General features: G+C 54.8%; 19 protein-coding genes. 4 read left to right on the plus strand and 15 right to left on the minus strand.

The features are described from left to right. Window positions 1-35: 35 nt before the first annotated feature. The 3 genes from VB780_RS06540 to VB780_RS06550 form a co-directional block, all read right to left on the minus strand. Window positions 36-395 (minus strand): hypothetical protein, encoded by a 360-nt coding sequence (locus VB780_RS06540; protein WP_323350338.1) that lies wholly within the window; start codon window positions 393-395, stop codon window positions 36-38. Between the two features lie 276 nt (window positions 396-671). Then, window positions 672-824, minus strand: coding sequence for a hypothetical protein (locus VB780_RS06545; protein ID WP_323350339.1), 153 nt, complete (start codon window positions 822-824; stop codon window positions 672-674). Window positions 825-993: 169 nt separating this feature from the next. Beyond that, complete coding sequence (locus VB780_RS06550; protein WP_323350340.1) at window positions 994-1275, minus strand: hypothetical protein; 282 nt, start codon at window positions 1273-1275, stop codon at window positions 994-996. Between the two features lie 487 nt (window positions 1276-1762). On the opposite strand from VB780_RS06550, the gene VB780_RS06555 reads away from it, so the two are divergent. After that, on the plus strand, window positions 1763-2977 hold the full coding sequence (locus VB780_RS06555; protein ID WP_323350341.1) for a hypothetical protein: 1215 nt from the start codon (window positions 1763-1765) through the stop codon (window positions 2975-2977). 504 nt (window positions 2978-3481) lie between these two features. On the opposite strand, the gene VB780_RS06560 is transcribed toward VB780_RS06555, so the two are convergent. Further along, on the minus strand, window positions 3482-3871 hold the full coding sequence (locus tag VB780_RS06560) for a type II toxin-antitoxin system VapC family toxin (RefSeq protein WP_323350342.1): 390 nt from the start codon (window positions 3869-3871) through the stop codon (window positions 3482-3484). Continuing rightward, window positions 3864-4085: a hypothetical protein gene (locus VB780_RS06565; RefSeq protein WP_323350343.1), complete on the minus strand. Its 222-nt coding sequence runs from the start codon at window positions 4083-4085 to the stop codon at window positions 3864-3866. The genes VB780_RS06560 and VB780_RS06565 overlap by 8 nt, the downstream gene beginning before the upstream one ends. A gap of 493 nt (window positions 4086-4578) precedes the next feature. Here VB780_RS06565 and VB780_RS06570 point away from each other — a divergent pair, with 493 nt between their 5' ends. Together VB780_RS06570 and VB780_RS06575 are read left to right on the plus strand one after the other, a co-directional pair. Then, window positions 4579-4890: a DUF433 domain-containing protein gene (locus tag VB780_RS06570; RefSeq protein WP_323350344.1), complete on the plus strand. Its 312-nt coding sequence runs from the start codon at window positions 4579-4581 to the stop codon at window positions 4888-4890. A 201-nt stretch (window positions 4891-5091) separates the two neighbouring features. Then, a complete protein-coding gene (locus tag VB780_RS06575) occupies window positions 5092-5355 on the plus strand; it encodes a 4-oxalocrotonate tautomerase family protein (protein WP_323350345.1) in 264 nt (87 codons plus the stop codon). 166 nt (window positions 5356-5521) lie between these two features. Here VB780_RS06575 and VB780_RS06580 read toward each other — a convergent pair whose 3' ends face one another. From VB780_RS06580 to VB780_RS06615, 8 genes are all read right to left on the minus strand, one after another. Then, window positions 5522-7381 carry a hypothetical protein gene (locus VB780_RS06580; RefSeq protein WP_323350346.1) on the minus strand — a complete coding sequence of 620 codons (1860 nt, stop codon included), beginning with the start codon at window positions 7379-7381 and terminating at the stop codon, window positions 5522-5524. 209 nt (window positions 7382-7590) lie between these two features. Then, window positions 7591-8886: a tetratricopeptide repeat protein gene (locus VB780_RS06585; RefSeq protein WP_323350347.1), complete on the minus strand. Its 1296-nt coding sequence runs from the start codon at window positions 8884-8886 to the stop codon at window positions 7591-7593. 212 nt (window positions 8887-9098) lie between these two features. Next, window positions 9099-9986 (minus strand): alpha/beta fold hydrolase, encoded by an 888-nt coding sequence (locus VB780_RS06590; protein ID WP_323350348.1) that lies wholly within the window; start codon window positions 9984-9986, stop codon window positions 9099-9101. A 142-nt stretch (window positions 9987-10128) separates the two neighbouring features. Continuing rightward, on the minus strand, window positions 10129-10857 hold the full coding sequence (locus VB780_RS06595) for a class I SAM-dependent methyltransferase (protein ID WP_323350349.1): 729 nt from the start codon (window positions 10855-10857) through the stop codon (window positions 10129-10131). Window positions 10858-11295: 438 nt separating this feature from the next. Continuing rightward, window positions 11296-12432 (minus strand): response regulator, encoded by a 1137-nt coding sequence (locus VB780_RS06600; RefSeq protein ID WP_323350350.1) that lies wholly within the window; start codon window positions 12430-12432, stop codon window positions 11296-11298. Between the two features lie 106 nt (window positions 12433-12538). Beyond that, the gene (locus tag VB780_RS06605; RefSeq protein ID WP_323350351.1) at window positions 12539-15688 is read right to left on the minus strand and encodes a CHASE2 domain-containing protein; all 3150 of its coding nucleotides are present in this window, start codon (window positions 15686-15688) and stop codon (window positions 12539-12541) included. Between the two features lie 76 nt (window positions 15689-15764). Continuing rightward, window positions 15765-17333 (minus strand): hybrid sensor histidine kinase/response regulator, encoded by a 1569-nt coding sequence (locus tag VB780_RS06610; RefSeq protein WP_323350352.1) that lies wholly within the window; start codon window positions 17331-17333, stop codon window positions 15765-15767. A gap of 266 nt (window positions 17334-17599) precedes the next feature. Then, a complete protein-coding gene (locus tag VB780_RS06615) occupies window positions 17600-17977 on the minus strand; it encodes a response regulator (RefSeq protein WP_323350353.1) in 378 nt (125 codons plus the stop codon). 287 nt (window positions 17978-18264) lie between these two features. On the opposite strand from VB780_RS06615, the gene VB780_RS06620 reads away from it, so the two are divergent. Next, the gene (locus VB780_RS06620; RefSeq protein WP_323350354.1) at window positions 18265-18669 is read left to right on the plus strand and encodes a hypothetical protein; all 405 of its coding nucleotides are present in this window, start codon (window positions 18265-18267) and stop codon (window positions 18667-18669) included. A 79-nt stretch (window positions 18670-18748) separates the two neighbouring features. Here the strand turns inward: VB780_RS06620 and VB780_RS06625 are convergent, their stop codons facing one another. Beyond that, window positions 18749-20266 (minus strand): response regulator, encoded by a 1518-nt coding sequence (locus VB780_RS06625; protein WP_323350355.1) that lies wholly within the window; start codon window positions 20264-20266, stop codon window positions 18749-18751. Window positions 20267-20429: 163 nt separating this feature from the next. After that, entirely contained in the window at window positions 20430-26552 is a 6123-nt protein-coding gene (locus tag VB780_RS06630) for a PAS domain-containing protein (RefSeq protein ID WP_323350356.1), read from the minus strand. Window positions 26553-26904: the final 352 nt, after the last annotated feature.

Here is a 26904-nt window from a genome sequence, read left to right on the forward strand (position 1 = left end):
CCGATCTGTCTCTGCTGTGGCGTTACGCTTTTGGGCTAGGCGGCGCGGCGGCGGGGGCGCTTGTGCTCAGACTTTTTCTTGTAGCCGACGGCCTGGGCTTCGTCGCTGTCAGAGCCGAAGTGACCCCGCACGGCCTCTTTCATGGCCATGACGGCGTTGTGAAACTCCCACTCGGCCTGGCGGGCTTTGTCGGCGGCGGCTTTGGCCTTGGTCAACAGTTCGGTTTCTTTCTGCTGCATATCCTGCATGGTTTGCCGGGCGGCTTGCAGAAATTCGAGGGTGGCCTCGGGGCGGGCGGTGGGGTAGCTCGGGACGGTTCCTGCGCCCTCAAACGACTCGATATCTTGCAAAATGTAGCGGACTTGCAGGCGGCGGCTGGTATCGACAATGGCCATAGAGGCACCTCTATAAAAGAACAAAATTAACGATTTTGGCGAGTCTGCAACGATGGGGGATTGGTTTTGGTGATTATCAGCATCAGAGGCGAATGGGCGACTCTGGGCTAAGCAGGGCATTGCGTTGCTGTGGTTAGAGTTGCCCACCGAGGTTGCGATCGCGACTACCGGTTTGGTGTGTTGGCAAATATGCGTCAAATGGCTTAGGGCTGTGATGATGTAGGCACGCAAGCAACCAACGGAGTTGATGCAAAGGACTGTTACAGCGGGACAGGGCTACACTGCGGGGTCAGTAAGCTTCACTGCAAGGTCAGTAAACTTCACTGCGAGGTCAGTAAGCTTCACTGCGAGGTCAGTAAGCTTCACTGCGAGGTCAGTAAGCTTCACTGCGAGGTCAGTAAGCTTCATTGCGAGGTCAGTAAGCTTCACTGTGCCCTTGAGTTGTTATGCGCAACCCGCAGTGAGAAACCCTGATTCAAAAACAGGGTTCTGGTAGGGGCATTGCATGCAATGCCCCTACAAACCGGGTGCAATCAAAGAAAATGGCGATCGCCGCCCCCGACGGCAATGGGTAGGCCATCGGGGGCGGGCGGGGGCGTTACTCAATCAGCACGGTTTTGGTGGCGATCGCCATCCAGACGGTTCCCGCTGAGGGGCTTGCCCCCAGCATGTCGCTGGTGGGCGGTACGGGGATGGGGTCGCTCCAGTCGTTGGGGTCGGTGTAGCCGAGGGCGTGGAGAATTTTGATGGTGCGATATATGCCTGCAAGGCTGCCGTAGAGCATGTGACGCACCCGCTCTGGTCGAATTTGGGGGGTGCTGGGTGAAGACGGCGGAAGAGTGGATGCGCCGCTGGCATCTGGTTCGAGATATTCAAACATGGGTTCTGTCTCCGTATGTGGTTGAGGAAGACAGAACGCGAAAACCCTAGCCACCCACGCTTGAATTGCAAACTGAGGGGGCTAGGGTACCATATGCCTAGCCTCGCAATCTGCGGGTCAGACTTGCGGGGTTAGCTGTCTGTTGGTGTTACCAGCACCTTCAGACAGCGCCAAGATTTTCGAGTTCTGCGTAACCACCGCTCTGCCGAACGGCTTAATGTAAGAGAATAATGGTACAAAAGCTCCCCGTCAAGCATGGAGGATGGCAGGATGCTCTGGCGAATATTTAGACAGTCTAGCTCTGCCTATCTACCCTTGAGAAGGCTATCATGCAGATTATCCGCTGCCTATCTACCTTCTAGGGGAGGGTAGGCTGCAAATAATCTGACTGTCTACCCTGTAGAGGAAATTAGGCAGATAAGAGCGATCTACTAAATTGTCATAAGCAACGGGAACTACGATGAATCGGTACGGTCGTAATAGCTTCATGGCTTTTTCTGAGCTAGACGGATCCGCTGTCCTCGAAAGCCAAAAGAACCAAGCGCTGCAAGCTATTAAAGGCCAGACTGACGATTACATTCTCAATGTTAATAAGTCTGATTACATTGAGCACTTGGTATCTGAATATTCGATTCCGCCATTAGAAATTCATTCGGATAAGCTCTCTGTTTTAGTCGAAGAACGAATGATTCCGGCAGAATTACATCCCAGTTCATTCTGGGTAGATAGCGGCCAGTCTTACCCTAAAGATGTGTACATCTTCCATCTCCCATTTTCAGGAGATGTCCAACTTTTAAAGGTTCGCGCGAGCACATATAGTATGTCTGCTCCGCGTATAAGCGTTACCGGCCAAGAGATCCAATTTGAGATTATCAACTTCAATAAAGATGCAGAATCAATCAAGCGCGAGGCTGAGCATGTAGTTAGCCAACTGACCTCTCAAAATCAGCGCCTCACAAATGATTTGGTGAAATTTAATGGCTCGATTGCGCCTCAACTGAACCAAGCGTTCGACGCTCGAAAAGAGCAGTTGCTTAACAAGCACGGAATGATCGCTGCACTAGGTATTCCTGTTCGAAAGGCTACAGGAATACCTTCAACCTTTTCTGTACCCGCAAAACGGACTCCCGCTATACCAAGAAAACCAAAGCCAGAGGTTACTGCCCAAGGCTTCAAACCAGAGCCAACGCTCGACGAGGCTATCTATCACCACATCCTCAAGATCATTCACGATGTTGGAAAGCAATTTGAACGCCTTCCCAGCACATATGCGGGGAAGGAAGAGGAACATCTTCGCGATCATATAATTCTAATCTTAGAACCAAATTTTGAGGGCAGCGCAACTGGTGAAACTTTCAACAAGCGGGGGAAAACAGACATTCTGCTCCGCCACGAAGGTTCAAATGTTTTTGTAGCCGAATTAAAATATTGGCATGGAAAGAAGGCGTATCTAGAGACCATCACACAATTACTTTCTTACTTAACATGGAGAGATTCAAAGGCCGCAGTGGTTATGTTCGTGTCGAATAAGGACTTTACTTCCGTTTTAAGAACCATTCGTGAAGCAACCTCGGAGCACTCCAACCATCTTGGCTTTGTTCACGAAGTAGAGGAAGGTTGGTATCAATATCGATTCCACATAAACGAAGATAAGAATCGTGAAGTACAACTTGCCATTCAAGCATTTCATCTACCTTCGTGAGGTTGCTTATGTGCGATCACTCGCAGATCTTTTGTAGTGCGATCGCAGATTTGCTGTAGGTTGGCTTGAGGCAAGAAACCCAACATCCGCATGGGTTTACGCTATCGCTAACCCGTCCTGCATTTGAATTAGCCCAAGTCAGTATAGTCCAAGCACCCAAGTCACCGTTCTACACTTGTACGAAAGCTAAACGGACAGGGCAAACGCATACTGATTTGGAGCCAACGAAGGAATAAGGGTTTCAACGATCAGCAGCCTGTAAGATACCGATATTTTCGCAATAAGGCACCTAAAAGCTGGCCTTGCTGCAAAAATATTCGAGTATGCGTTCGCCCTAGCTAAACGGAGCGATCGCTTGACAATAGTTTTCTTGCCAAAATATCTAACCCTAAGCGCACAAATTCCTTCACCTATTCATGCGCGATCGCCGCGCCCAAACTCCAGCGGCCACCTGCTTCTTTACCGTTGTCACCTGCGATCGGCAATCTCATCGTAGAGCGATAGCTACCATAACCGTTGAATTCCATAAACGTCAAATTTGTCATCAATACTGATAACGGGCATCTCTTCGCCAATAGATTGAGCTATCAACAACCGATCAAATGGGTCACGATGGTGGGGCGGCAAATCGCTCAGAGCGTAAATATGGGTTAGCTCAATTGGCAATAGGCTCAAACCATTACGGCTAACTTCATCCTCTACTAGCTCAGGTAATGATGTTTTTAGCTTCAGCTTACCAAGAGACAGCTTAATTTGCATTTCCCAAATGCTAGCAAAACTGAGCACAGGTTTATTTTCAGGATTAACCAAAAAATCGTGAGCTAGTGCAGAAAGCCGCTTCGGTTCCCCAGTCCACCAAATGAAAACGTGAGTATCTATCAAAGCCCTACTCATCGTCGCCTAGCCAGAAGCTATCAGGTAAAGAATCGTTAAAATCTTCACTCATCCATACCTGCCCCTTATGCAAACCCGGCATGCGAGGTGCGCGGGAAGAGTCAGTAGCTAAAGTAGCGCTACCTTTTACTAATCGAATAAAACTTAGCACTCGCAAAAGCAATGGCTCTGGTACAGACGCCAGCTCGCGCACAATAGTCTCGAAGGTGGTCATCTGCATACCCTGCCAATGCTATAAGGCTATTTTGGCACAACTAACAAAAGTGCGATCGCAGATCTCCTGTAGTTGAGGCACGTAGCTTGCTTCCCGCAGGGTAACCCAACGTTCGCATGGGTTACGCTATCGCTAACCCATCCTACATTTGAATTAGCTCAAGCCAGCATGGCCCAAGCACCCAAGTCACCGTTCTACACTTGTATGAAAGCTAAACAGAGCGATCGCTCGACAATAGTTTCCTTACCAAAATATCTACCCTAAACGCACAAATTCCTTCACTTATTCATGCGCGATCGCCGCGCCCAAATCCCAGAGGGCACCTATTTCTTCACCGTTGTCATCTGCGATCGGCAACACCTACTCTATCGCAATGAATTAAGTGCGATCGCAGATCTCTTGTAGGCTGGGTTGACGAAGGAAACCCAACTCCCTTGCCGTAAAGACTATACTGTAAGGCAACCTCAGCCATAGCAGTTCTAGCAAAAGCCCTATGTTAAGCCTGAGCTACCCCCACATCGAAAAAATCGAGCACCAGCCCGCAAGATTGCAGCGCATCCCCCGCATTCGCGTCGCCCAAATTGTGATGGATTACCTCGCCTACGGTTGGTCAGCCGAAGAACTCTGCCACCAGCACCCATACCTAACCCCAGCCGAAGCCCACGCCACCATGGGCTACTACTTCGACCACCAAGACGAAATCGACCAAGAAATTTCTCAGGAATGGCAAGACACCCAAGCCAGCATGGCCCAAGCACCAAAATCACCGTTCTACATCCGCATGAAAGCTAGAGGGCTACTGTAAGTGACACCATTGGCCAATTTGTTAAAGACTTAGAGATAATTGCCAAAGCTTCAGAACCCGATGATTGGAAAAATTTAGTGGAATATATTCCTTACAAGTAGCCAAACTGTAGGTTAAGTGAAGCGCCAGCGTAACCCGACTTCTCTGATAGTTTTCTTGCCCAACAACCTACCCTAAGCACACAAATTCCTTCAGCGATTCATGCGCGATCGCATTAACCCAAACCCCAAAGAAATTCCTATGCCGTACGTAAACATTCAAATTACACAAGGTGCTACTAGAGACCAAAAAGCTCAGCTAGTCAAAGAAGTGACCGCCTCACTTGTGCGTATTTTGGGAAAAAAGCCAGAGCATACCCATATCGTTATTCAAGAAATTGCCGATGAAAACTGGGGTTTCTCGGGCCTGCTAACCGATGACTGGAAGCAACAGCAAGCACCCCAATCACCCACTGAAACCTACTAATTGCCAAGCCCCATAGATTGAGTGAAGCGCCAGCGTAGGGAATACAGCCGTGGTGCTACTGGGTAGAAATCAAAAACCCGATGAACGCTCAAGGGTTTGAGCGTTCATCGGGGAAATGTCTCTCTTAACCAGACTGGAGGAGCAGCGATCGCTGCTCCTCCAACCGCTAAAACCGCACCATGCTGCCGGTAATGCTCTGGAACTCAAACTCACCCACAGCTTCACGATAGGTGCGACGGGTGTCGCGCAGCATGCTGATCGCCAGCCGCTCACCCAGCAGGTTGCCGCCAGTTTCAATGCCCGTGCCGGGGCGATCGCAGCCCGCATTTGGCCCCGAGGTAGTGCCATCGGTGCGCCAGTGCATCCCCGCCCCATCGCGAAACAGCGTCACGTTGGCAATCAGCTTATTCAGCTCACCGTGGATGGTGAGCTTTTCGTCCTTGCGGTGGTAGTCGGCCAGCTTAGAGCCACCATCCACCGGCACCTTGGGGTTGGGGAACGGGCCATCGGCAAAGTAGGCCTTAGCCACCGTCGCCGCCGCCGCCACAAAGGCCGAGTGGCCACCGGGGTAAGCCGGGTGAGTGGGCGACCCTTCGGGGAAGCCCATGGGCAGCAGCCAGTTGCCCTCGCCATTGCCCCGGCTTTGGGCGACATTTTGCTGGCGGTTGTGCTCAAAGATGCGATCGAGCACCTGGGTGTGCCGCCACACATCGGCTCCCTCACCAAAGAAGTCGTTAAACTTCTCATTGTCGCAGGGGTTCTCACCATGGCCACCCAGAACGCCACGGCGGAAGAGTTCTAGCCGCTGGGCATAGACCTCGGGCCGCAGGCGACGGTGCACACACCACTTCTGGAACCAGGCGTGCTTCAGGGCATAGACCCCCGCCAGCCCGGCCTGAATGCTAATGTCTGGCCCGCCCAGGCTGCCAAAGCCGTCGGCAGTAGTGATCGCTTTGTATCGACCTTCTGTATCTTTGCCGTAGGGAACCGCATCCGACAGAGTCGCCTTTTGGCCCAGCAGCATGAGAGTGGCCCACAGCCCCGCCTGGTGTGGCAAGTCAATATGTACCCACTGCCCAGCATCTCGCAGGGTGGTGATATAGCGGGTACCATCCACAATATCGGTGCCGCTGGGGTCGATATCGCCATTGTTCACCCGCTGCCAGGTGTCGAAGTCGGTCATGTAGTCGAGGCCGGGGCGCGGGTAGCGCTGCTGCTGACGAATTGGCTGGTTGCCAAAGTTAAAGTCTTGCAGCAAAAACTGCGACACATGCGGGCCGACATTGCAGCCAGTATAGGGGCCGCGAAACAGCGTTTGCGGGGTGCAAACAAAGCCAAACTGATCGTCAAAGCCCAGGGCATTGAGATCGTCGCAAGCCGCTTGAATCAAGCCACTGTTGGCATACTGGTCAAAGGGCACATCGCGGCAGAGGGCCATCCAGTACCGCTCGACCATATCGATGGCGGTGCTGCGGCTGGCAAAGGTGGGGGCCGCCGCCATGCGCGCCCCGTTAGAGTCGTTGCCAATCAGCTCAGACGAAAACGCATTCAGCGGGTTGACCAGCCTGCGCACGCTACCGCCCAGCTGCACTCGCTCAAGGGCTTCTTGGGTACCGGCTTGCAGGGCATCGAGCAGCGATTGAAACGAACTGGGGTCAACCAGGCCGTTAACATTGTGGGCCAAACCCTTAGAGAACGAGGCAAAGCCCGGAAACCCAATGTGCTTAAAGCGATCTTCGTCACCGTTAATGGCGGGTGGCGTGACGCTAAAGTCATTAGTGGCATCGTCACGGATTTGGTCGCGCCGAGCTGCCGCCTCGGTGCGGCGAGCTTCGTAGTCGCGCTGTTGAGCATTGTTGAACTGGCAATCAACCATGGGGATGTTCCTTAGTGAATGGGCTAGTGAATCGCCAACCTCAGACTGGAGGGCGGTAACCTCTGCATCGGCCCCAGCCAGCGCCAGGATCGTTGGCCCTTCGGGGGCAAATAGCCGCTGCAAAAATTTGACCATTGTCCTGGAATCCATAGGGCAGGATGGGGGTTGAGTTAGAACCGGTGAGCGACCCGCTAAAGCATCGCTGGAGCAGCTAAGCGCCCCCTCCATTGCTAAGAACGTTGGTGGCGTTGGGTTTCAGCCGTTGCGATAGACCTAAGATAAGCGTGGCTAAGCAGCAAACCACAGTACCCCCACGGGTACTCTTTGCCGCTGTGAACCACGACCCATCAAATTGAAATCTAATTTGGAGCGCTGGGTGGCTGCGGCTGGGTCAGGGCTTGGCGGGCCATACTTTCCCAGTAGTCGTGTTCGGGCTGGCTGGCCGTTTGTAGGCAGCGATTCCAGGCCGATTGTGCAGTGGAAACTGTGGAGTCGCCGCTGTAAGCCGGGGAATTGGGCAGAGCAGCTTGCTGGTCGAGCACCTGGCCCAGCAGGCAGTAGGCATCGGGGCGAGGGGTCTCTAGCGACTGGCCCAATTCAATCGCCTCGCGCAGCGCCGCCTCGGCCTCGGGCAGTCGATCTTGGGCGAGCCGCACCTGTCCTAGATTTTTGTGGAGGGCGTACTCTAGCTCTGGCCCTTTTTGCTTTAAGTCGGGGGCGCTCAGGGCCTGCCGCAGCAGGGGTGCAGCGCTGTCGGTATCGCCCTGCTGTAGGTAGAGCTGGGCCAGGTTGTTGTAGGCGGGCAGATAGCCGCCCTGCATGGCTTTGAGGTATTCGGTGCGGGCTTGGTCGTACTGCTGATATTCTTCGTACATCACTCCCAGGTTGAACTGGGCCTCGGGATAGTCGGGCTTGAGACTGAGAGCCTGCTGAAAGTCGTTTTGGGCACCGGCCCAGTCACCTGCGTCAAACTGCTCTTCGCCCTGCTGGTTATAGGCAGCGGCAATGCGGGGCAGCCCCAGGGAGTGAAACAGAAACAACCCCAGAGCCAGGGTAAAAGCCAAGACAAATTTGATTCTGGCCCAGTTGGTGTGGGCTGGGGTGCGGCTGGCTAAAATGCGTTCTAGGGCCTGCTGGCCTACGTTAGTGAGGGCACCCCCGCTAGCAAACAGGGTGAGAATGACCGGCGCGATCGCCCCCAATGAACTCCATACCCCTGGCGCATCCGTGGTGAAGCGGCTGGCAATATCCTGAGCCAGGGCCAGACTAATGGTCAACATGGCGATGGTGAGGCCGCCCCACAGCCAGGCCAGAGCATCTTTGGGAACTTCGGGCGCTGGCGGATACCACCACCAGTGGTGCTCGGGGGGGTGAACGCTTTTGCGCCAGCTAGCTAGATCGGGTAGGGCGTAGAGGCGATCGCTCTGGCGGCCCAGCTCAGCATCGGCGTTAGCGAGATCAATCCAGAACTGGGGCGGTAGGGTTTGAGTCTCGGGCATTTCGCCCAGCTGATCGATCAGGTACTGGGTGCGATCGCGGCTGTGCAACGTAGCCAACACCGCTTCCTCCGGCCAAACATCGGCCTCCTTCACCAGGGTGCTAACCCACTGGCGATAGTCGTTGACGGCGCTTTCTAGGGGCTGAACCGGTTCCATAGGGCAACAGGGCCGGGAAAGTTGCGGTCAATAAGCGGAATTTTGAACTTGTGGCGATTGGTTAGGGAGCGTAGCCAAAACAGGGTATCACCCTGAAATCTTAGCGGAAGGCTGACACTCTAGCGCATTGGCGACGGCTGCCGTCATCCATAGAGCCCGACTCTGTCCCATCGAGTCCATCGAGACAGATCAAAAAGACGGCGATCGCGCTTCTAATGGCTAGCCAGAAACTCCACCAGCGCCTGAGAAAACTGCTCCGGGGCATCCTGCTGTATCCAGTGAGAAGCTCCCTCAATCGGCTGAAATCGCGCGCCCGGTATTTCGCTGGCCAGTTGTCTGCCGTCTTCCGCCTTTTGCCAGGGGTCATCCATCCCCCAGAGCACCAGCGTGGGGGCAGCAATATCGCCGTGGCGATCGACTAGGGCCATGGTCTGATTGGCATTCAGGGCCGAGGCATTGCGCAGCAGGCTCAGCTTCCCCTCTTCGCTAGCCCAGGGTGCAATCATACCCGCCCGAAATTCAGAGGTCAGGCGGTCAGGGTTCGACAGCCCCGCCGCCAAACTTTCCTCTAGCGCCGCCACCAGATCGCTAACCGGGCGCGGTTTCCACCGCAGGGGATGGCCAAAGTCGAGCATGTCATCATCAAAGCGGTCGTAGCAGACGGAGTTGGTGATCACCAGACGATTCACCACGGCGGGGTGCTCAATGGCCAAAATCAACGCTACCGCACCGCCAGTATCGTGGCCCACCACATCTACCTGCTGGAGGTTTAAGGCCGCCAGCAAAGCCGTAATCATCCGCGCCTGGTCTTGAAAGGAGCGGTCAAAGCGATCGCGCCGGTCTGACCAGCCGTGGCCCAAAAAATCGGGAGCCAACACCCGATAGCCCACCTGCACCAGGGGCGGAATCACTGCATGATATAGATATCCCCAGGTGGGAATGCCGTGCATGAGCAGCACGGTACCCAACCGAGCTTCACCTCGGTCGATATAGCGAATCGTCACTGGAATATGGGCGGCGGTGCCAGCGGGTAACACTAGCTCTTGCTGGTCAGCCTTAAAGTCTTGCCAAGTCCTCCAACCGGCTCCATTAAGCTGCATGTTTTGCACCACTAATAGGCGATATCCACCGCTGAGCCATCTGGTCTGCGGTTACAAAAAGCTTACTCTCCTATTTCTACCTGTAGCGATCGCCCATGGCTAAAACCTGGCTTGGTCTGAGCCTGTTGTTGGCTGGCGATTGTTACGATGCTTCGAGTTTGACGGCCAGGGCTACTAAATCATCCTGATCATGGGGGCCTTCACGGGGAACGACATGCCAAGAGGCGATCGCCGCTCGCTCCCCTGGCAACGACGTCTCCAACCCTGCCGTTTTCAACTCTTGAAGGATGGCTTCGACAGGGCCAATGTAGCGAGTGGCAATACCCTGCTCATTCACCAGGCAATGGGAGGCGGGGTCAAACGCTTGCCTCATGGGTGAGGCCTCCATCACCTCGCCACACATACTCTGGAGGAGAAAGCCCCCACCCGGTTGAAGAACCCGGTAAATGCTAGCCAGCGTGCGGGATCGGTCTGGCCCAATGATGCAGTGCAGGCAACGGCCATCGATGACCAGATGAAAGAAGCCGTTAGGATAGGGGCTCAGCTCCACAACGCTACCCACAGTGAATTCAACCTGAACCGCTTGAGAGCGGGCCTTTTCCTCAGCCCAGGCGATCGCGCTGGGGGCAATATCAATCCCATAGGCCGCATACCCCAGGCTTGCAAGCCAGATAGCAATATCGCCCGTGCCACAGCCCAGATCCAGAATGCGGCTACCGGGGGCGAGGGCAAGGCGAGCGATCGCCTGCAAAATTCGAGGTTGTACCACCTGGGTCTGATCGCTCTCTGAGGTCCAGCCAAAGGCTCCTTCTGCCCTGAGCCGTTGGTAGACGCTATCGTGGGCCATGTAGTTGGTTTTTAGCGGGCTCATAACGCAATTCAGTAGAGGGGCGATCGCCTCCTTATCCCCAACAATATCCCCTCAATCTGGAATTCTAGAGGTCGCTGTTGAGGATTTAAACATCCCCTAACGGCCCCCGCCATGCATACCCACACCGCATCTACCCTTCGTCTAGCCTATCCTGTGGTTCAGCCCAAACGAGACTTGGGCATTCAACGACCTGGTTATACTGGCCAAGTCCCTAACCACCCCAAAATTGGCCCCAATAGCAGCTCCTGGCTACCTTGGGAAATCACGGGCGTTGCTGAATTAAGGGTATGAATCTGCAAAAAATTAAACGAGGTTCCAGTACCCACAGAGATCGGTTCATACCTGGAATCAGCAACGCCATAACAGGACTACTGCGGTAGTTGTACCTGATAACATGGTGCTTTTGTCCAACCGCTACACGGTTATGCCAAGAGAGCCCTAAGTCAGCTGCGAGATCGGCTCGCTAAGTCCCCACAGCGTGAAGTGAAAGGTTGTGCCGATTCCCAACTGAGAGGTAGCCCATAGCTGGCCGCCGTGATTTCTTACAATTTTTTTGCAGGTAGCTAAGCCAATACCTGTCCCTGAGTAGCTCTCAGCAGACTGGGTACGTTGAAACATGTTAAAAACTTTCTCAAGATGCTGGGCATCAATGCCAATGCCGTTATCGTGAATTTCAAGCAACCAAAAGTCTCCTTGTTGTAGGGAGGAAATCTTAAGCTGTGGAATTACTCCAGGTTTAACAAACTTTATGGCATTGTCAATCAAGTTTTGAAACAGCTGAACTAGCTGAGTCTCATAGCCCATAACGGTAGGCAAAGGGTCAAAGTCAAAGATAGTCTGGTTATGTTTAATACTGTCATCCAGGTTCTCTAGAACCTGTTTAAGCAAAATATTTAGATCAACGGCCTGCATCTCTTGAGCATGCAGGCCAATTTTAGAATAAGATAATAGGTCTTGAATCAGTCGCTGCATGCGATCGCCTGATCCATGAATTCGATTTAGGTAATCAACGCCTACTTGATCTAATTGGTCTTGATATTTGAAGAGCATCACCTTGGCAAATCCGGTAATGCTCTGAAGAGGTTGTTGTAAATCATGGGATACTACATAGGCAAATTGCTCCAGTTCCTGATTGGAACGAGCTAATTCTTGATTATGTTCCAGCAACTGCTGTTTTAACCGCTGGATGCATAGCTGATGCTCAATACGAGCAAGCACTTCCATTTCTTGAAAGGGCTTGGTCACATAGTCAACGCCCCCTACGGCAAAGGCCTTAACTTTATCTAGGGCATCGTCTAATGCACTGATAAAAATAACCGGAACGTCGCAGGTTTTAGGATCAGATTTTAGCTGTTGGCATACGGCATAGCCATCCATGCCCGGCATTCTAATATCAAGCAAAATTAGATCAGGGGGGTCTGACTGCACCGATGCGATCGCCCGCTGCCCGTTTAGAGCTTTGCGCACTTCATAGCCCTGATTAGTCAGCATGGCAGACAAAACCCTCAGATTGTCTGGGGTATCATCCACCAGCAAAATATCCTCTCTCAGATTAACCCTTGAATATTTGCCCATACCAATGTGACGAGATTTCTATAGAAAAAAAGAATGGAAAATCAGGAGTTTCTTCATTAGGCCGGATACTCCAAGGTAAAGTCAAACCACTATCGCTAAAGGCAAATTAAGGTTTCGGTCGGGTGATCTGAATGATCTTATCAAAGTTGAAATCCTCCAGCCAGTGGGTAACTGTTTTAACCAGAGGAGTATGGGTTGTAGGCAGCTGGGCCAGAAGCTCTAGGATAGGGCGATCGGCCCCTTTCACGGCCAGCCCGTGCAGATGCTGAACCCACTCCGGGGGCATGGCTGTTAGTATTTCCCCCAAGGCCTGGGGTGACAGCAGCTCTGTGTCTAGTAGCTCTGCGTCCCCAAGCCGATCGACTGATTTAGCCGACTGGTCAGACGATTGATAGAGATAGGTGATAGACAAATGCTCAGCCAGTTTTTCCAGCAGCAGGCTGGCTTGAATGGGCTTGCGCAAAAAGTCGTCACAGCCGATGGCGATCGCGTTGGCCTTGGTTTCTTCAAAGGGGCTCGCCGTGAGGGCGAGAATTTTAGTGCGGTTTGAGGTCTGCCGATCCAAGGCGGCGGGAGCCTGGGCGGTCAGATGAGCAAGGCTGGGGCGGGATCTTCCCTGGGCTTTGGCCTGGTCGTATTCAAGCGCGCGGATGGTTTGAGTGGCTTTCACGCCATCCACAACAGGCATTCGCAGATCCATCAAAATTAGATGGGGCTGCCACTGTTGCCACAGAGCAATGCCCGCCTTGCCATCCTTGGCGCAGCAGAGGTCAAACCCCAAAGGCGTCAGCAACTCCAGCAGCAGCTGGCTATTTTCCGGCTGGTCTTCAACGATCAAGATGCGGTAGGTGGGCTGATTGGGAACTAGGCCGACAACCCGCCCTCGCACGGCATCCGAGGCGGGAGGCGGAGTCTCGGCGAGGGCGACCTGAATGTTAAATTTAAATCGGCTGCCCTGCCCTGGGGTGCTCTGCACGGTGATATCTCCCCCCATCAGGCGAACAAATCGGCGGCTGATCGCCAGCCCAAGGCCGGTGCCAGCTTCACTGTGGTCTCTGGCATTGACTTGGGTAAAGGGTTGAAACAGTTGCTCCAGGGCCTCAGCGGCAATGCCGATGCCGGTGTCTTCGACCTCAAACGACAGGGTGACGGGGCGGGAGTGAAGCGGGTGAACCCGCACAGTGACGCTGCCGGTCTCGGTAAATTTGATCGCATTGCCGACTAAATTCAGCAAAATCTGCCGCAGTTTGCCCTCATCGGCGGCGATGTGCTGGGGTAAGTCATCGGCGGTTTGAATGATCAGTTGCAGCCCCTTGGCCTGAGCCTTCGCCCGCACCATAGCGTCCAGGTCTTGCAACAAGTAATGCAGGTCAAATCGCGTTTCGTGCAGCTGAATTCTGCCCGCCTCAATTTTCGACATTTCTAAAACATCGTTGATTAGCCCCAACAGGTGCTGCCCGCTGCGGTTGATAATTTTGAGATGGTTACGGTGCTCAAGGTGGAGCGACTGATCGTGGCCCATGACCTGGGCAAACCCAAGAATGACGTTCAGCGGCGTGCGCAATTCGTGGCTCATGTGGGCCAGAAAGTCGCCCTTGGCCCGACTGGCTGCGGCGCTGCGTTGGGCTTCGCGCAGGGCAGCGGTTTTGGCCCGCTGTAGGGCAGCTTCAGCCTGTTTGTGCTCGGTGATCTCCTCTAGCAATAGCAAAATGCCAGGGGCGGGCGGGGGAGCGGTGGGAAGGTTGAGTGGCACAGAGATAGGTAGGGGCTGTAGGCTGAGGTCAAACCAGCGGTTGTGCCAATGCAGACCACTGTATCGGCTAGTGTTCCCGGTTTTGAGCTGATCTAGACTGGTTTGCCACTGGTCGGTGCTCAGCCAGTGGGGCACCACCGCCGCATGAATGGGACTGCCTACCTCGATAGCAAAGCGCTGCTTGGCTACGGGGTTGCAAAACCAGACCAGGCCGTCGGCATCGGCGGCGAGCAGACCGACGGGCAAGGTGCGGGCGATCGCAATTTGCATGGCCTGGGAACGCCCCAGCTGCTGAGCTAGATCCGCCAGTTGGGCCACCTGTAGGATCGCCCCCCGAGGCCGAGGCAGCGGTGGAGCCGGGTTCCAGGCCACCCCGGTGGTGTGCGTGTGGCTGAGCAAGTCTTGGTGGTACTCCTGCCATAGCTCGGTCACCTGACGCCGCAGCAGATGGTCTTCCCGTAGGCGATCGCTGAGGGCGGCCAGGGCGGCGGTGGCGATCAAGAGGCCGATGGGAGCCACCGTAGGTAGCCAATACTGGGCATGGAATAGCAGCAGGCTGAGCAATCCCCAGCTGCTGCACAGTCCAGCGATGGCGGCGACCTGTTGTGGCGTGTTCCACCGGGCCATCAGCCAGCTGAGGGCCGGGGCACCCAGCAGCAGCAGCAGCCAGAGGTAGGGGCTACCCAGGGGCCGCAGGGCGTTGTTGTGCAGCAGGTTGTGCATGGCCGTGGCCTGCAGGTAGACGCCGCTGGCGGGCGGGTTGCGATCAAAGGGGGTGACGAGGGGATCGAGCCCCGCCGCCGTAGCCCCAACGATCACAATCTTATTTTGTAGGGCCGTAGCGGGAATGCGGCCCCGTAGCACATCCACAAAGGAGTAGGTTTTGAACTCAGCGGCCGGCCCTGGCCAGTTCAGCCACAGGGGTTGCTCAAAATTGGGGTGAGGCACCGGCCCCGCCACTAGGCTGTAAGCCTGGAGAGCTGCTACGGCCAGAGCGGGTTGGCCCCGCAGCAGGAGGGTAATGTGGCGCACTAGCCCATCGGTCTCTTCGCGCCGCATGATATGACCTGTGCCGATCGCCGCCTGCTCAAGCTCTGGCACCGGCAGCAGAGGAAGATTGTCGGCATCCCAGGCCTGGGCCAGCACCGTCACCCCCTGACGCTGTAGTGCCAGAGCCAACTCAGCATCGTCGTCGCTGGGCTCTGACCAGAGTACTGCTATAGCCACAACGCTGGCCCCCTGGCGGGTCACCTGGTCGAGGAGCTGGCTGTAGTAACGGCGCGGCCAGGGAAACAGCCCCAGCTCTCGGAGGCTGGCATCGTCGATGGCCACGACGACCAAGCGCTCGTCTGGCGGTTGTGGCCCCCGGAGATCAAAGAGACTGCGGTAGGCCATCTGTTCTAGGGGCTGAAAGGCTTGCCCCTGCAACAGCAGGGCGATGATCACCGCTGCGATCGCCCCTGGAAGCAGCCGCCATAGAGATTGAGCTAGGCGCTTATCCATGGTCTGCGGTCCTAGTCAACGCCTGGAGCGGTGGCTGTTCAAAGCGAGCGGCAAGAGCATCATCCATGAGCTGACCTCACCAGCTCCGGTCTAAAATACGCTGGGTAATCGCCACAATCGGATCAAACTGAAAGTTTTTGTTCCAGTCAGATAGCACCTGTGCTAGGGGCTGATACCCCTCAGGAATCTGTTGAATCAGTGCTGCAATTTGCTGATCAAACCCCTGCATAGCCGCCCGGTGAAGACGGATCGCCCAGTCCAGAGGCAGTCCCTGATCTAAGGCTTCGGCCATTAAGGCTTCAGCTTTCTCCGGGGACATGGTCGAGACCCGAGGCGGCCCCCCCTCTAGGAGCTCCAGCTCGGGTGAGTCAGCCGATAGCGACCCATTCAAGGCCACCGCTGCCCCCTGAACCGGCAGGGAAAATCTGACCTTGGTACCCTGCCCCGGAGTGCTTGAAAGGTTGATTTGCCCCCCCAGGGCCTGGATGTATTGGTGGCTGATATAAAGGCCTAGCCCCAGACCCTGCTTGGGTTGGAGCCCTGTCTCAGATTGGGTAAAGGCCTGAAAAAGCTGGTTGACTTCGGAGTGGGGAATGCCGCAGCCAGTGTCGCCCACCTCAAAGAAGAGCACATGGGCAGTTTGCTGATCGCGGCGTTCGGGTCGGGCAGCGGGGGAGGCGTTCTGCCAATGACTAGCTTCTAGGCTGACTCGCAGGTTAACCTGGCCTGCGCTAGTAAATTGAATTGCGTTTTTGAGGAGCTGAATGAGAACTTGACGCAGCTTGCCATCGTCGGAGTAAATGTATTTGGGCACCTGAGGAGCGACCATTAAATTAAACTGTAGACCCTGTTTCTCAGCTTGGGGTCGCCAGTCAGATACCATTTCTGCCAGCAGGGCGTGCAGATTAAAATTCTGCTGGTTGAGGGCAATGTGGGCCGCCTCGTCCCGAGTCACCGCTAGCACTTGATTGATCATTTTGAGGAGATGTCGAGCACTGGTATGAATACCCGTCACGTAGTCCTGGTGATCCTTCGTCAGGGATAAATTGTTGATCATTAAGCTTGAAAAACCCAGGATGCTGTTTAGGGGAGTTCTGAGCTCGTGACTCATACGGGCAATGAAATTACTCTTAGCTCGGTTAGCAATTTCTGCAATTTCTTTGGCATCTTGGAGGGCGGCGGTTGTGCGTCTGTGGGCTTCAATTTCTTGCTGAAGCTGCTGATTTTGCTGGGTTAGCTGATCTTGTAGGCGCTGAATGGTCAGCTGATGGGCAATGCGGGCTAAGATTTCTCCAGTTTGAAATGGTTTGGTAACATAGTCAGCACCGCCCATTTCAAAGGCCCTGACTTTGTCTAGCACATCATCGAGAGCGCTCAGAAAAATGATGGGAATATCCGCTGTTTCGAGATTAGACTTTAGCCGCTGGCAGACTTCATAGCCGTCTAACGCGGGCATACGAATATCGAGCAAAATCAGATCGGGAGGACAGGATTTGACGCTGACCAAAGCCATTTCACCATTGGTGACGCAGCGCACTTTGTATCCCAGCGTAGATAGGCTGGCCGACAAAACCCGTAGGTTGTCCGGTGAATCGTCTACGACTAAAATGTTACCTTTGTAAGTATCCGCTGAGGGTGAGTTCATCTAAGTCGGGGTTAAGTTGAAGCCGTGGGCATTGAAGTATAGGCTGGCTACCGGGCTACAGATTTTGATACGGCAATCCTAAGCTGGTGAGTGAAGGGGTAGGCTGTTGACCTATACAGGTGAACCATTTGGCCCTCATGGCAACAGCAGGCGATAACTACCACAATCTACCACCCACTTCGCAGTGTAGGTAAAGAATGTGACATCGCTGTGGAAGCATCGCGATTGATCGGCCTGGACATCTTTGTCCTCAGACCGACTGAGTGCTATTCGTGGTCCCAGTGGAGGACCAGGGCAATTTGGTCGCCCAGCAGGCCAGGGTCGAAGGGTTTGTTGATAATCGCCTGGGCTCCTAGCTCAGCGTATCGCTGCTCTGAGACAATGCCCCCAGTCGCCGTCAGCATAATGACCGGGATGAACTGCGTTGCGGGGGTGCTTTTTAGGTGCTCAAGCGTCATCAGCCCATCTACGCCCGGCATAAGGACATCCAGCAAAATGGCGTCGGGCTGGGCTTCAGCCGCGATCGCCACCCCTTCGTCTCCAGAACCGGCGGTCAGCACCTGCCACTGCTTCAAAGTTTGCAGACTTACCTTAGCAATTTCACGAATATCATCTTCATCGTCGATAACGAGGATTTGTTTCATACTCACACCATAGCGGCTATGGTGCCAACAACTATCTTTAAGTAGCAATTATGGGTAACCTTGCCCATCTAATCATCGTGAGCTTGCAATTGTACACATGAAGATACATAGGCAAGGCATATCCAACCTCAGAGTCACCCCTTTGAACGGGCTCAGACTGGGTGGCTAGTGCTGTGTCCACGGGAATGTCACATTGACTTTCTATAGTGCTAATCAAGTTGGTTCACAGAACTATCGTTACCAGCCTGCGGCCCACGGGCTATGTTCTTCACCGATTGTTTGCCCCCGTGATTCACCCTCTCGTTATTCAAGAAGACTTGGTCTCCCGCTTTCGCTACTGGAATGAGCGTGTCCAAGAAGGTATGCATTTCAATCATGAGCTTTACACCTACTTTCGGTCTTTTTCAGTGGCTCACCGATTAAATGCCTATGCTACGGCCTATGAGCAGATTGAGCAGGGAAATGCTGTTTGCATTACGGTTTCTGAAACCTGTTATATAGTCTGGCTTTGCCTGCGCGCCCGTGCATTCGTCAAAAGCGTTAGTGAAAACCTGAACTTTTCTTCGACCGATCGGGCGAGCAGGGAAAAAGGAAGTCTACCTGGCCAGTCAGAGGCTCTCGATAACCGAGATATCGATACCGTACAACCCCCGTTCCCAAAAGACCAACCTGTAGAGGCAAATAGCATTTGACCTGCCAAATAGAGGACTCATTCCTCAAATCAGCAACGTCAAGTCAGCAACGTCGAGATGCCTAATTCGGCGGCTAGCTCTAGCCTGGGCTAGGGGTTGGTTTGCGCCAGGTTTGCAGAAGACGATGGCGTTCGATGCGGTTGAAGATGCGCGTAATCACCTCAGGTTCGGTAAAAGGCTTGGCCACGTAGTCGTCGGCTCCAGAATTATAGAGTTGAAGCACGACTTCTGGTTGCCGTTGGGCGGTGAGGAACAGAATTGGCAGGCCATTCCAGGTGTCGTGATTGCGGATGAGCTTGCAGAGGTCAAGGCCGTTCAAATTAGGCATATCCACGTCTAGGATGAGCAGGTCTGGCACTTCCTGTTCTAAAACGCTCCACACCTGGAGCGGGTCGCTCAGCGTTAGGGGCTCAATTCCCCAGCGGGAGAGCATGGTTTGCAAGGTGGCTAGGATAGCAACATCGTCATCGACGGCGAGTACTTTCAGCGGTGTTGGAGACGTGGCGGTCGGCGGAAGAGAAGGGGCAGCGGGGGGGGCTGGCGCAGTAGCTGGCCATGGCCCTAGTAGCAACTCCGTCGGTAGCTGGGGGGGGTGCTGCAATTCCTGCTGGAGGGTTGCTACCAGGGCCGCGAGCTGATCGACCGCCGCCGGGGCAGCGGTTTTTAAGACCTGCTCGATCGCCTGGGCGAGGCGAGAGCCTTCCGCAAAGCCAAACATGCCCAGGGAGCCAGATAACTTGTGGGCGTCGGCCAGAGCGCTCTGGCGTAGAGCCTCGGGCAGCGGCCCCGATCGCAGGGTGGCCACCGCTTGCTCCAGGCTGATCAACCGCTGGAGCGTGGGCGGCTTAAATTTGTCCCATAGGGCGATCGCGGCTGCTCGGGTTTCATCCCTCAGGGCGGCCTTTTGAGGGTCGGGGGAAGCAGCCGGGGGGGGCTGGAGCCGATAGCCCATGCCGTACACCGTATCGATGACGGTGTCGGCCCCGACCGATTTGAGCTTGCGCCGCAGCCGTTTGATGTGAGTTCTAACCGTTTCTTCGCCGGGGGTAGCGTCAAAGTTCCACAGGTGCTCAAGAATACTGGTGCTGCTAAAAATCCGCTGGGGATGCCGCAGAAACAGTTCTAGTAGGCTGTATTCCTTGGAGGATAGAGACAGCAAGTGCCCCTGGTAGGTCACCTCACAGGTACTGGGGTCGATGCAGAGTTCCCCCGATCGCAGTACGGGATTATTCAGCGTACCGGGGCGACGCAGCAAGGCCCGGATGCGGGCGGCTAGCTCGCTAAGGGTGCAGGGTTTCACCAGGTAATCGTCGGCACCAGCATCGAGACCCACAACTTTGGCTGAACTGTCGCCCTGGGAAGTGAGCAGCAAAATGGGATTGACATACTGGGACTGGCGCAGTTTTTGACAGAGCCGAATGCCGTCGATCTTGGGCAAGTTGATGTCTAACACGATCAGATCGTAGTTGGCGGCCTGGGCGTAGTCCCAGCCGGCCTCGCCATCTAGGGCTACGTCTACGGCGTAGTGCTGCGACCCTAAAAAATCGCCAAGCTGCTGGGTTAAAAGCTCGTCATCATCTACTAGTAGAATACGCATGCCCTATCTCCTAGCTCTCTGATGCCCTTTGAGGCGATCGCTACCTCAAATCGTATAGCTGTAGCCCGTTTGGTTGAGACATTTCGCAGTCATGGCGAGGGCCAGATGTTAAGGGTTGGTGCCGGGTGTCAGGCAGAGCACAAGACTATATCAGGATATGACTTCAGACTTGGGTTAGCTGCATCAGAACCTCAAACTTATAGTCTCGTAGTAACTGGGTAAGGCCGTCTATCAGGGCTGCATGCTCCGGGGGAATTTGCTGAATGAGCTGTGCGACTTCGGTGCTGTCGCACAGCACTGAGGCCCGGTGCAGGGCGCTGACCCAAGCGGGGGACATTACCTGGAGGTCGCTAGCCTTCAGGCGGCCGCTCAATGACTTTGGCAGGAGCGCTTGGCCTCCCTGATCAGCATAGCGGTATTGCAGGCCCAGGTGGTCAGCCATTTTAGTGAGCAACAGATTGAGCTGAACGGGCTTGCTGACAAAGTCTTCACAGCCTGCAGCTAGGGCTTGGTCGCGCTGCTCACGGGAGGATTGGGCCGTCAGAGCAATGATCACTGGCCCAAATCCATCGCCACGTTCCTGAGCTTCGGCGCGAATACGACGGGTGGCCTCGTAACCATCGATTCCTGGCATCCGCAAATCCATCCAGATTAGGTGGGGGTGCCACTGTTGCCAGCGGGCGATCGCATCGGCCCCGTTGATAGCTTCCTGCACGGCTAGCCCGAGCTGAGAGAACACGGCCACTAAAAAGTAGCGGTTTTCGGGCTGGTCATCGACGACCAAAATGCGGTAGGTGGGCTGCCCTGGCGCGAGGCCAATCACTGAGCCTAGATTATCAGCGACGGCCACGTCTGCCGCGTCTGCCAACTGGAGGGGCAGGGTAAACCGGAAGCTACTCCCCTGCCCAGGAGTGCTATCGACGGTGAGGTCTCCCTTCATCAGATGGACTAGACTGCGGCTAATGGCCAACCCCAGACCCGTGCCTTCAAGGGAAACTTTGCCAGCCTTAGCCTGGATGAAGGCATCAAAAATCGCGGTGAGTTCGTCTGGAGCGATACCGGTGCCGGTATCTTCAACGGTAAAGGCCAGGTGGGCCTGGGGTAAATTGGCCTTCGACTCTGGGGCTGTCTCTATAGCTGACTTTGGGCCAGAGAGCAGGTCAACCCGCAGGATGATACCTCCAACCTGGGTAAATTTAACGGCGTTGCCCAGCAAATTGATCAACACCTGGCGCAGCTTGTTGGCGTCGGTCACGATGTACTGGGGCAGGTCGGCGGCCAGGGCCAGATTAAAGGCCAGATCTTTCTCTTCTGCCCGCTCCTGGAACATGGCTTGCAGGTCGTAGAGCAAACTGAGGAGATCGATGCTTTCGGGCTCTAGGGTAATGCGGTTGGCTTCGATTTTAGACAGGTCGAGAATGTCGTTGATTAAATGCAGCAGATGGTCGCCGCTGCGCTGCATGATGCGGATATATTCCCGCTGCTGAGCCTGGAGGGAGGGGTCGGCATTGAGGATTTGAGCAAAGCCGAGAATGACATTGAGGGGGGTGCGGAGTTCGTGGCTCATGTTGGCCAGAAACTCGCCTTTGAGGCGGGTGGCGCGGCTGAGATCTTGGTTGGCGATCGCCAGTTCTTGATTGCGATCGCTCAACTGCTGCTGGGCGCACTGGCGATCGCCTAGCTCTTGTTGCAGCTGATCAAAGATGGTGATCTGCTGAATGGCGATTGCCAGTTGGTTGGCGATCTGCTGCAACAGCTGCGCCTCGGTATCTTGCCAAACCCGCTGCGTCTGACAGGCGTGCATCACCAGCACGCCCCAGAGTTTGTGGTGGCTGTCCGGAGCAACCCAGCGATCGCCACTGGCGGTATGCGCCTCTTGCAGGATGGGGGCCACCACCTTGGACTGGATCTGTCCGGCCTGGGAATAGTCCACCAGGCAGTCAGTCCAGACGTCCTCCATTACATCTGGCACCACACGGGGCTGTCCTTGCCAGTAGAGGTTCAGAATATCCTGCGACCAGGCCTCATCCTCCCAGTGCATGGCCTTGAGAGCAGGAAAAGGCTCTTTGACGACCTCTTCCACAATTTGACTGCGGCCATCGCCAAATACCCGAAACACAATCACCCGATCGCACTGAAAAATCGCCTGCACCTGGCGCGTGACAATACTTAAAATTTCTTCGAGGTCAAGGGATTCGCGGATCTGCCGCAGGATAACGCCTAGGGCGGTTTGCTGGTAAAGCTGCTGGGCGATCTGGGCCTCGGCCCGCTGCCGCACCCGCAGTTCTGACTGGAGCTGTCGGTAAAGCAGCGCCTGCTGTAGGGCGATCGCCAGCTGGCTGGCCAGTTGATTCCCCAGATCAATATCTGACTGGGGCCACTGGCGCGGGCGACTGCACTGGTGGATACACAAGAGCCCCCAAAGCTTGTTGCCACAGAGCAGGGGTAGCACTAGGCTAGCCCGCACCTGAAACCGGGCCAAAATATCGGTATGGCAGTTAGCTATACCGGCGCTGTAGATGTCATCGACAACGAAGTAATGCCCCTGGGCATAGAGGTTGGCGTAGTTGGCTCCAAAGCAGTGATCGTGAACTCTGGTAGCCAGCACCGAGGGCAAGCCATCGGCGCTAGATTCGGCGACAAATTCGCCATCGTCATAGCCCGAGTCGGCATAAAACTTGAAGATACCCACCCGATCGGCGTTGAGACAGGCGCGAATTTCTTGGCAGGCGGTGTTAAAAATAGTGGGCAGATCGAGGGACTGGCGAATGCGCTGGCTAATTTCTCGCAGCAGGGTTTCTCGCGCCGCCTGCTGGCGAACGATGTGCTCGGCCCGCTTGCGATCGCGGATATCAACCACCACTGCCAGGTTGCCCACTATCTGACCCGCCTCATCCCGCAATGTGGAGATGCTAATTTTGGTCCAAATCCAGTCGCCGTTTTTGTGGCGATCGCGCTTTTCGTAGTTCAAATTGTCGATCTCGCCGCGCAAAATGCGATCGATCTGGGGTCGGTGCTGAGCCAGATCCTCAGGATGAATGACATCGGCGAAGGTGAGCGCCAGCAACTCGTCTTTGGCATAGCCTAATAGATTGCAATAGTACTGATTGGCCTCGACAAAGTACCCCGAGGCATCGACTTGATTAATGCCCGCGGCGGCCTGCTCGAATATAGCCCTAAAGCGGGCTTCACTGGCTTGCAGGGCCAGTTCGCTTTGCTTGCGATCGGTGATGTCCATGACAACACCGAACATACGGACAATCTGTTCCCCTTTATATTCCAGTTCAAGGCGGCTGTTGACGTAGCGAATTTCCCCATTGGGTCGCAAGATACGAAAGTCAACGTTTTGGGGAATACCCTGATTGGCCTCGGCAATCCGCTCTAAAAAGAAGGATCTATCCTCAGGATAAATCTGCTCAAAATGCTCACTAAAGGTCGGTTCATCCTGCTCTGGTGCCATGCCAAAGATACGAAAAACCTCGTCTGACCAGGTAATTTCTTGGGTGTCTAAATCAAAAGACCAATGTCCTAAATGACTGACTTCTTGAGCTTTTTCCAATTTTTCTCTGAGGTCAGCCAGGGCAATTTCAGCATGTTTGCGATCGGTAATGTCGCGATTGATGCCAATGAACCTAACCGGATTACCGTGCTCATCCCACTCAATAATTTTTCCCTGGGCTGAATTCCATTTGTAGGTATCATCTTGGCAGCGGAGACGATGCACATTCTCATAAATTTCCGTCTCCCCTCGGAGGTGTTTGGCAATGTCTGCCTCTAGCTGCGCTTGATCCTCCGGGTGAACTCGGCCTTCCCACTCGGTGACAGCATTGGCGACCGTTTCATCGGCACCGTAGCCCACCAGCGCCTTCCAATGCTGTTGCGAAAAGATGACCTCGTTGGTTTGCATGTTCCAGTCCCAGGTGCCGGTACCACTGCTGTCTAGGGCTAGCTCAAGCCGCATCTGACTGGCTTGCAGGGCCAGTTCGCTTTGCTTGCGTTTGGTAATGTCTAAACAGGTACCCGATAGTCGGATGATTTGCCCAGCCCCATCGCGGCCAATTTTGCCACGGCCTTCGTGGTAGCGGATACTGCCATCGGGCAGCAAAGCTCGATAGTCAATTTTGTAGGAGGTTCCCTGGGTAATGGCTTGGTCAACGGCCTGCACCAACCGCGAGCGATCGTCGGGGTGGATCATCTGTAAATAATCGTCGTAGGTCGGCTCACCTGCTGCCGGATCTAGACCAAACATACGAAATAATTCCGGTGACCAGGTGATTGTTTGACCAATCAGGTCAAAAGCCCAGTTGCCAATGTGGGCAATTTGCTGGGCCTCTAGCAGGGCCGCCTGTAGTTTGGCAATCTCTATCTCGGCTTCCTTCTTGGCCGTTTTTTCTAGCACAACGCCGTGCCAGGCCACATCGCCATTGGGCCGCCGTTCTGGACGAGAATTGGCCTTGAGCCACTTGGTCTTGCCCGAGGGCGTTATAATCCGCCACTCACAGGTAAAAGTAGCCATATCCCGCAGGCTGGCGACATAGGTCGCTAAATACCGCTCCCGATCCTCAGGGTGTATTTGCTCAGAAACGAGCGCCCCGTTTTGCATCAGGGTAGTCAAGGGTATTTCGTGGATTTCTGCTGCTGCCGGGCTGATGTAGTCAAAGCGCACAATGCCCGCCGCGTTCTCTACCACCGTATAAATTACCGCAGGCGACGCGGCGGCAAGCTGCTGAAATCGGGCTTCGCTGGCCGCCAGGGTGATTTCAGCCCGCCGCCGTTCTTCAATATCACGGCACACGCAAAGGTGAACCGACTGCCCATTCCACTGAACGGCACTGGCGCAAATTTCCACGGCAAAGGTGGATTCGTCTCTCCGTCGATGCCGCCGCTCGAAGCGATTTAGGCACAGCTCGGAAGTCTCCTGCTTGTCCTCAGTGGGCTCTAGGGCAACATCAAAGTCAGCTACATTAAGGCCAATGGCCTCCTTTAGGGAGTAGCCCAGCATGGTGGCAAAGCTGCGGTTGGCCTCTAGAACTTGGCCGGTTGCATCTAACACCACAATGCCATCTCCAGAAGCATCGAAGAGGGCGCGACGATAGCCTACCTCTTGGCTGAGGGTCGCTTCGGCTTGCTTCAGGGCTGTAATATCGATCAACAGGCCATCCCACACCAGCCCTTCTATAGTGAACTGGGGGCGCGAACGGCCCTGGAGCCAGCGCGGTTGCCCCGTTACTGTGGTGAACCGTCCTTCCCAAGCCCAGTCGGCACCCTGTTCTACTGCACTGGCCACCGAGGCTTGCAGCGAGGGCAAATCGTCGGGATGAATTAAGTCCCAGAGGAGATTGGCATCCTGCTGCACCTGTTCTGGCTTTACCCCGAATAATTCATAGCAGCCTGCGCTGACGTAGGTAAAAGCACCGCCTTCGCCGCTGGGCAAGTAGCGGTAGACCATCCCCGGCACATTCACCCCCAGCGATTGATATCGAGCCTCGCTCTCTTGCAGAGCCAGTGCCGTCCGTTTGCGATCGTCAATGTAGGTGGCAATGCCTAAACAGGCGATCGCGGCCCCGGCCTCGGCCACAAAGGGGGATAAGTTAGCGGAGTACCAATAGTGGCGACCATCTTGGTGCCGGACTCGAAACTCTAAGCCCCGGCAGCTTTTGCCATGCAGGCAGGCCTGTACCTGCTCAACAACGTGGGCCAGATCGTCGGGATGGGTGACGTCGGCAAAGGGGCGATGCAATAACTCGTCCAGGCTATGCCCGGTCACCGTGGTCACCATGGGGCTCAGAAAGCTCAAGGTGCCGTCGGAGACAATCACAAACACCAGGCCGTTGATGGTGTCAATCAATCGACGCAGCTTGCGATCGCTAGCCTCAAGGGCTAGCTGATTAGCCTTTTGCTGGGTAACATCTTGAATACAGCCGTACCATCGGGTAGTGCCGTCTAGTTCTCGCTGGGGGGTAGCGTGACTTTGAAGCCAGAGCAAGCGCCCCTGGGGATGGTAAAGGCGATATTCGCAACACCAGGGGGTGAGATGAGTGGCGGAGTCTTGAATAGACTGAGCTACATAGGCTAAATCATCGGGATGAACAATAGAAAAGAGCGGGCTGACATCCTCGCGTACGGCTGCTGGGGAAATGCCACAGAGATCCTCAAGCCCGACGCTGGCATAGGGAAAAGCCATACGGCCATCGGGGTATTGGACAAATTCATAAATCACCCCGGGGATATGACGCGCAATGTGGCGGAGGCGATCGCTGTCGGCGAAAGGGGACGATGGAGACATGGCGACTGGTGCGTGGGTGTCGAAGCTAGCGGCTTTGGCCAAGGACGAAGGACGTTGGCAAAGGGTTATCGGCAATAGCATAACCATAGCTTTCCCCATCTCGGTGCCCTAGCTTGGGTTGACTCCCCACCGGGCCGTCAACTCTGCTATTAGAGGTCACACTACCGCTACTAGCTCGCCTGACTTAATACATTTCGCCGTGGAGAGCAATACAGTTGCACTGGGCTTTGGCCAGGTTACATGGTGCTATCGGCATCAGCGAGCACCTGATCAATAGTTTGGCGGGGCTGGCTATTGTAGAGATTGATGACTGTTGGTGTGCATTGACCTGCTTAAAACCATCCAGGTCAAT

Origin of the sequence: Leptolyngbya sp. CCNP1308 (genome assembly GCF_034932455.1) — a bacterium.
Lineage (GTDB): Bacteria > Cyanobacteriota > Cyanobacteriia > Phormidesmidales > Phormidesmidaceae > Nodosilinea.

Excerpts from the sequence above, each read along its gene's own strand:
- VB780_RS06585 (WP_323350347.1), bottom strand. The coding sequence starts at position 8,886 with ATGGAACCGGTTCAGCCCCTAGAAAGCGCCGTCAACGACTATCGCCAG.
- VB780_RS06610 (WP_323350352.1), bottom strand. The coding sequence starts at position 17,333 with ATGAACTCACCCTCAGCGGATACTTACAAAGGTAACATTTTAGTCGTA.
- VB780_RS06550 (WP_323350340.1), bottom strand. The coding sequence starts at position 1,275 with ATGTTTGAATATCTCGAACCAGATGCCAGCGGCGCATCCACTCTTCCG.
- VB780_RS06540 (WP_323350338.1), bottom strand. The coding sequence starts at position 395 with ATGGCCATTGTCGATACCAGCCGCCGCCTGCAAGTCCGCTACATTTTG.
- VB780_RS06625 (WP_323350355.1), bottom strand. The coding sequence starts at position 20,266 with ATGCGTATTCTACTAGTAGATGATGACGAGCTTTTAACCCAGCAGCTT.
- VB780_RS06575 (WP_323350345.1), top strand. The coding sequence starts at position 5,092 with ATGCGCGATCGCATTAACCCAAACCCCAAAGAAATTCCTATGCCGTAC.
- VB780_RS06595 (WP_323350349.1), bottom strand. The coding sequence starts at position 10,857 with ATGAGCCCGCTAAAAACCAACTACATGGCCCACGATAGCGTCTACCAA.
- VB780_RS06605 (WP_323350351.1), bottom strand. The coding sequence starts at position 15,688 with ATGGATAAGCGCCTAGCTCAATCTCTATGGCGGCTGCTTCCAGGGGCG.
- VB780_RS06565 (WP_323350343.1), bottom strand. The coding sequence starts at position 4,085 with ATGACCACCTTCGAGACTATTGTGCGCGAGCTGGCGTCTGTACCAGAG.
- VB780_RS06590 (WP_323350348.1), bottom strand. The coding sequence starts at position 9,986 with ATGCAGCTTAATGGAGCCGGTTGGAGGACTTGGCAAGACTTTAAGGCT.
- VB780_RS06630 (WP_323350356.1), bottom strand. The coding sequence starts at position 26,552 with ATGTCTCCATCGTCCCCTTTCGCCGACAGCGATCGCCTCCGCCACATT.
- VB780_RS06580 (WP_323350346.1), bottom strand. The coding sequence starts at position 7,381 with ATGGATTCCAGGACAATGGTCAAATTTTTGCAGCGGCTATTTGCCCCC.
- VB780_RS06615 (WP_323350353.1), bottom strand. The coding sequence starts at position 17,977 with ATGAAACAAATCCTCGTTATCGACGATGAAGATGATATTCGTGAAATT.
- VB780_RS06560 (WP_323350342.1), bottom strand. The coding sequence starts at position 3,871 with ATGAGTAGGGCTTTGATAGATACTCACGTTTTCATTTGGTGGACTGGG.
- VB780_RS06570 (WP_323350344.1), top strand. The coding sequence starts at position 4,579 with ATGTTAAGCCTGAGCTACCCCCACATCGAAAAAATCGAGCACCAGCCC.
- VB780_RS06555 (WP_323350341.1), top strand. The coding sequence starts at position 1,763 with ATGGCTTTTTCTGAGCTAGACGGATCCGCTGTCCTCGAAAGCCAAAAG.
- VB780_RS06600 (WP_323350350.1), bottom strand. The coding sequence starts at position 12,432 with ATGGGCAAATATTCAAGGGTTAATCTGAGAGAGGATATTTTGCTGGTG.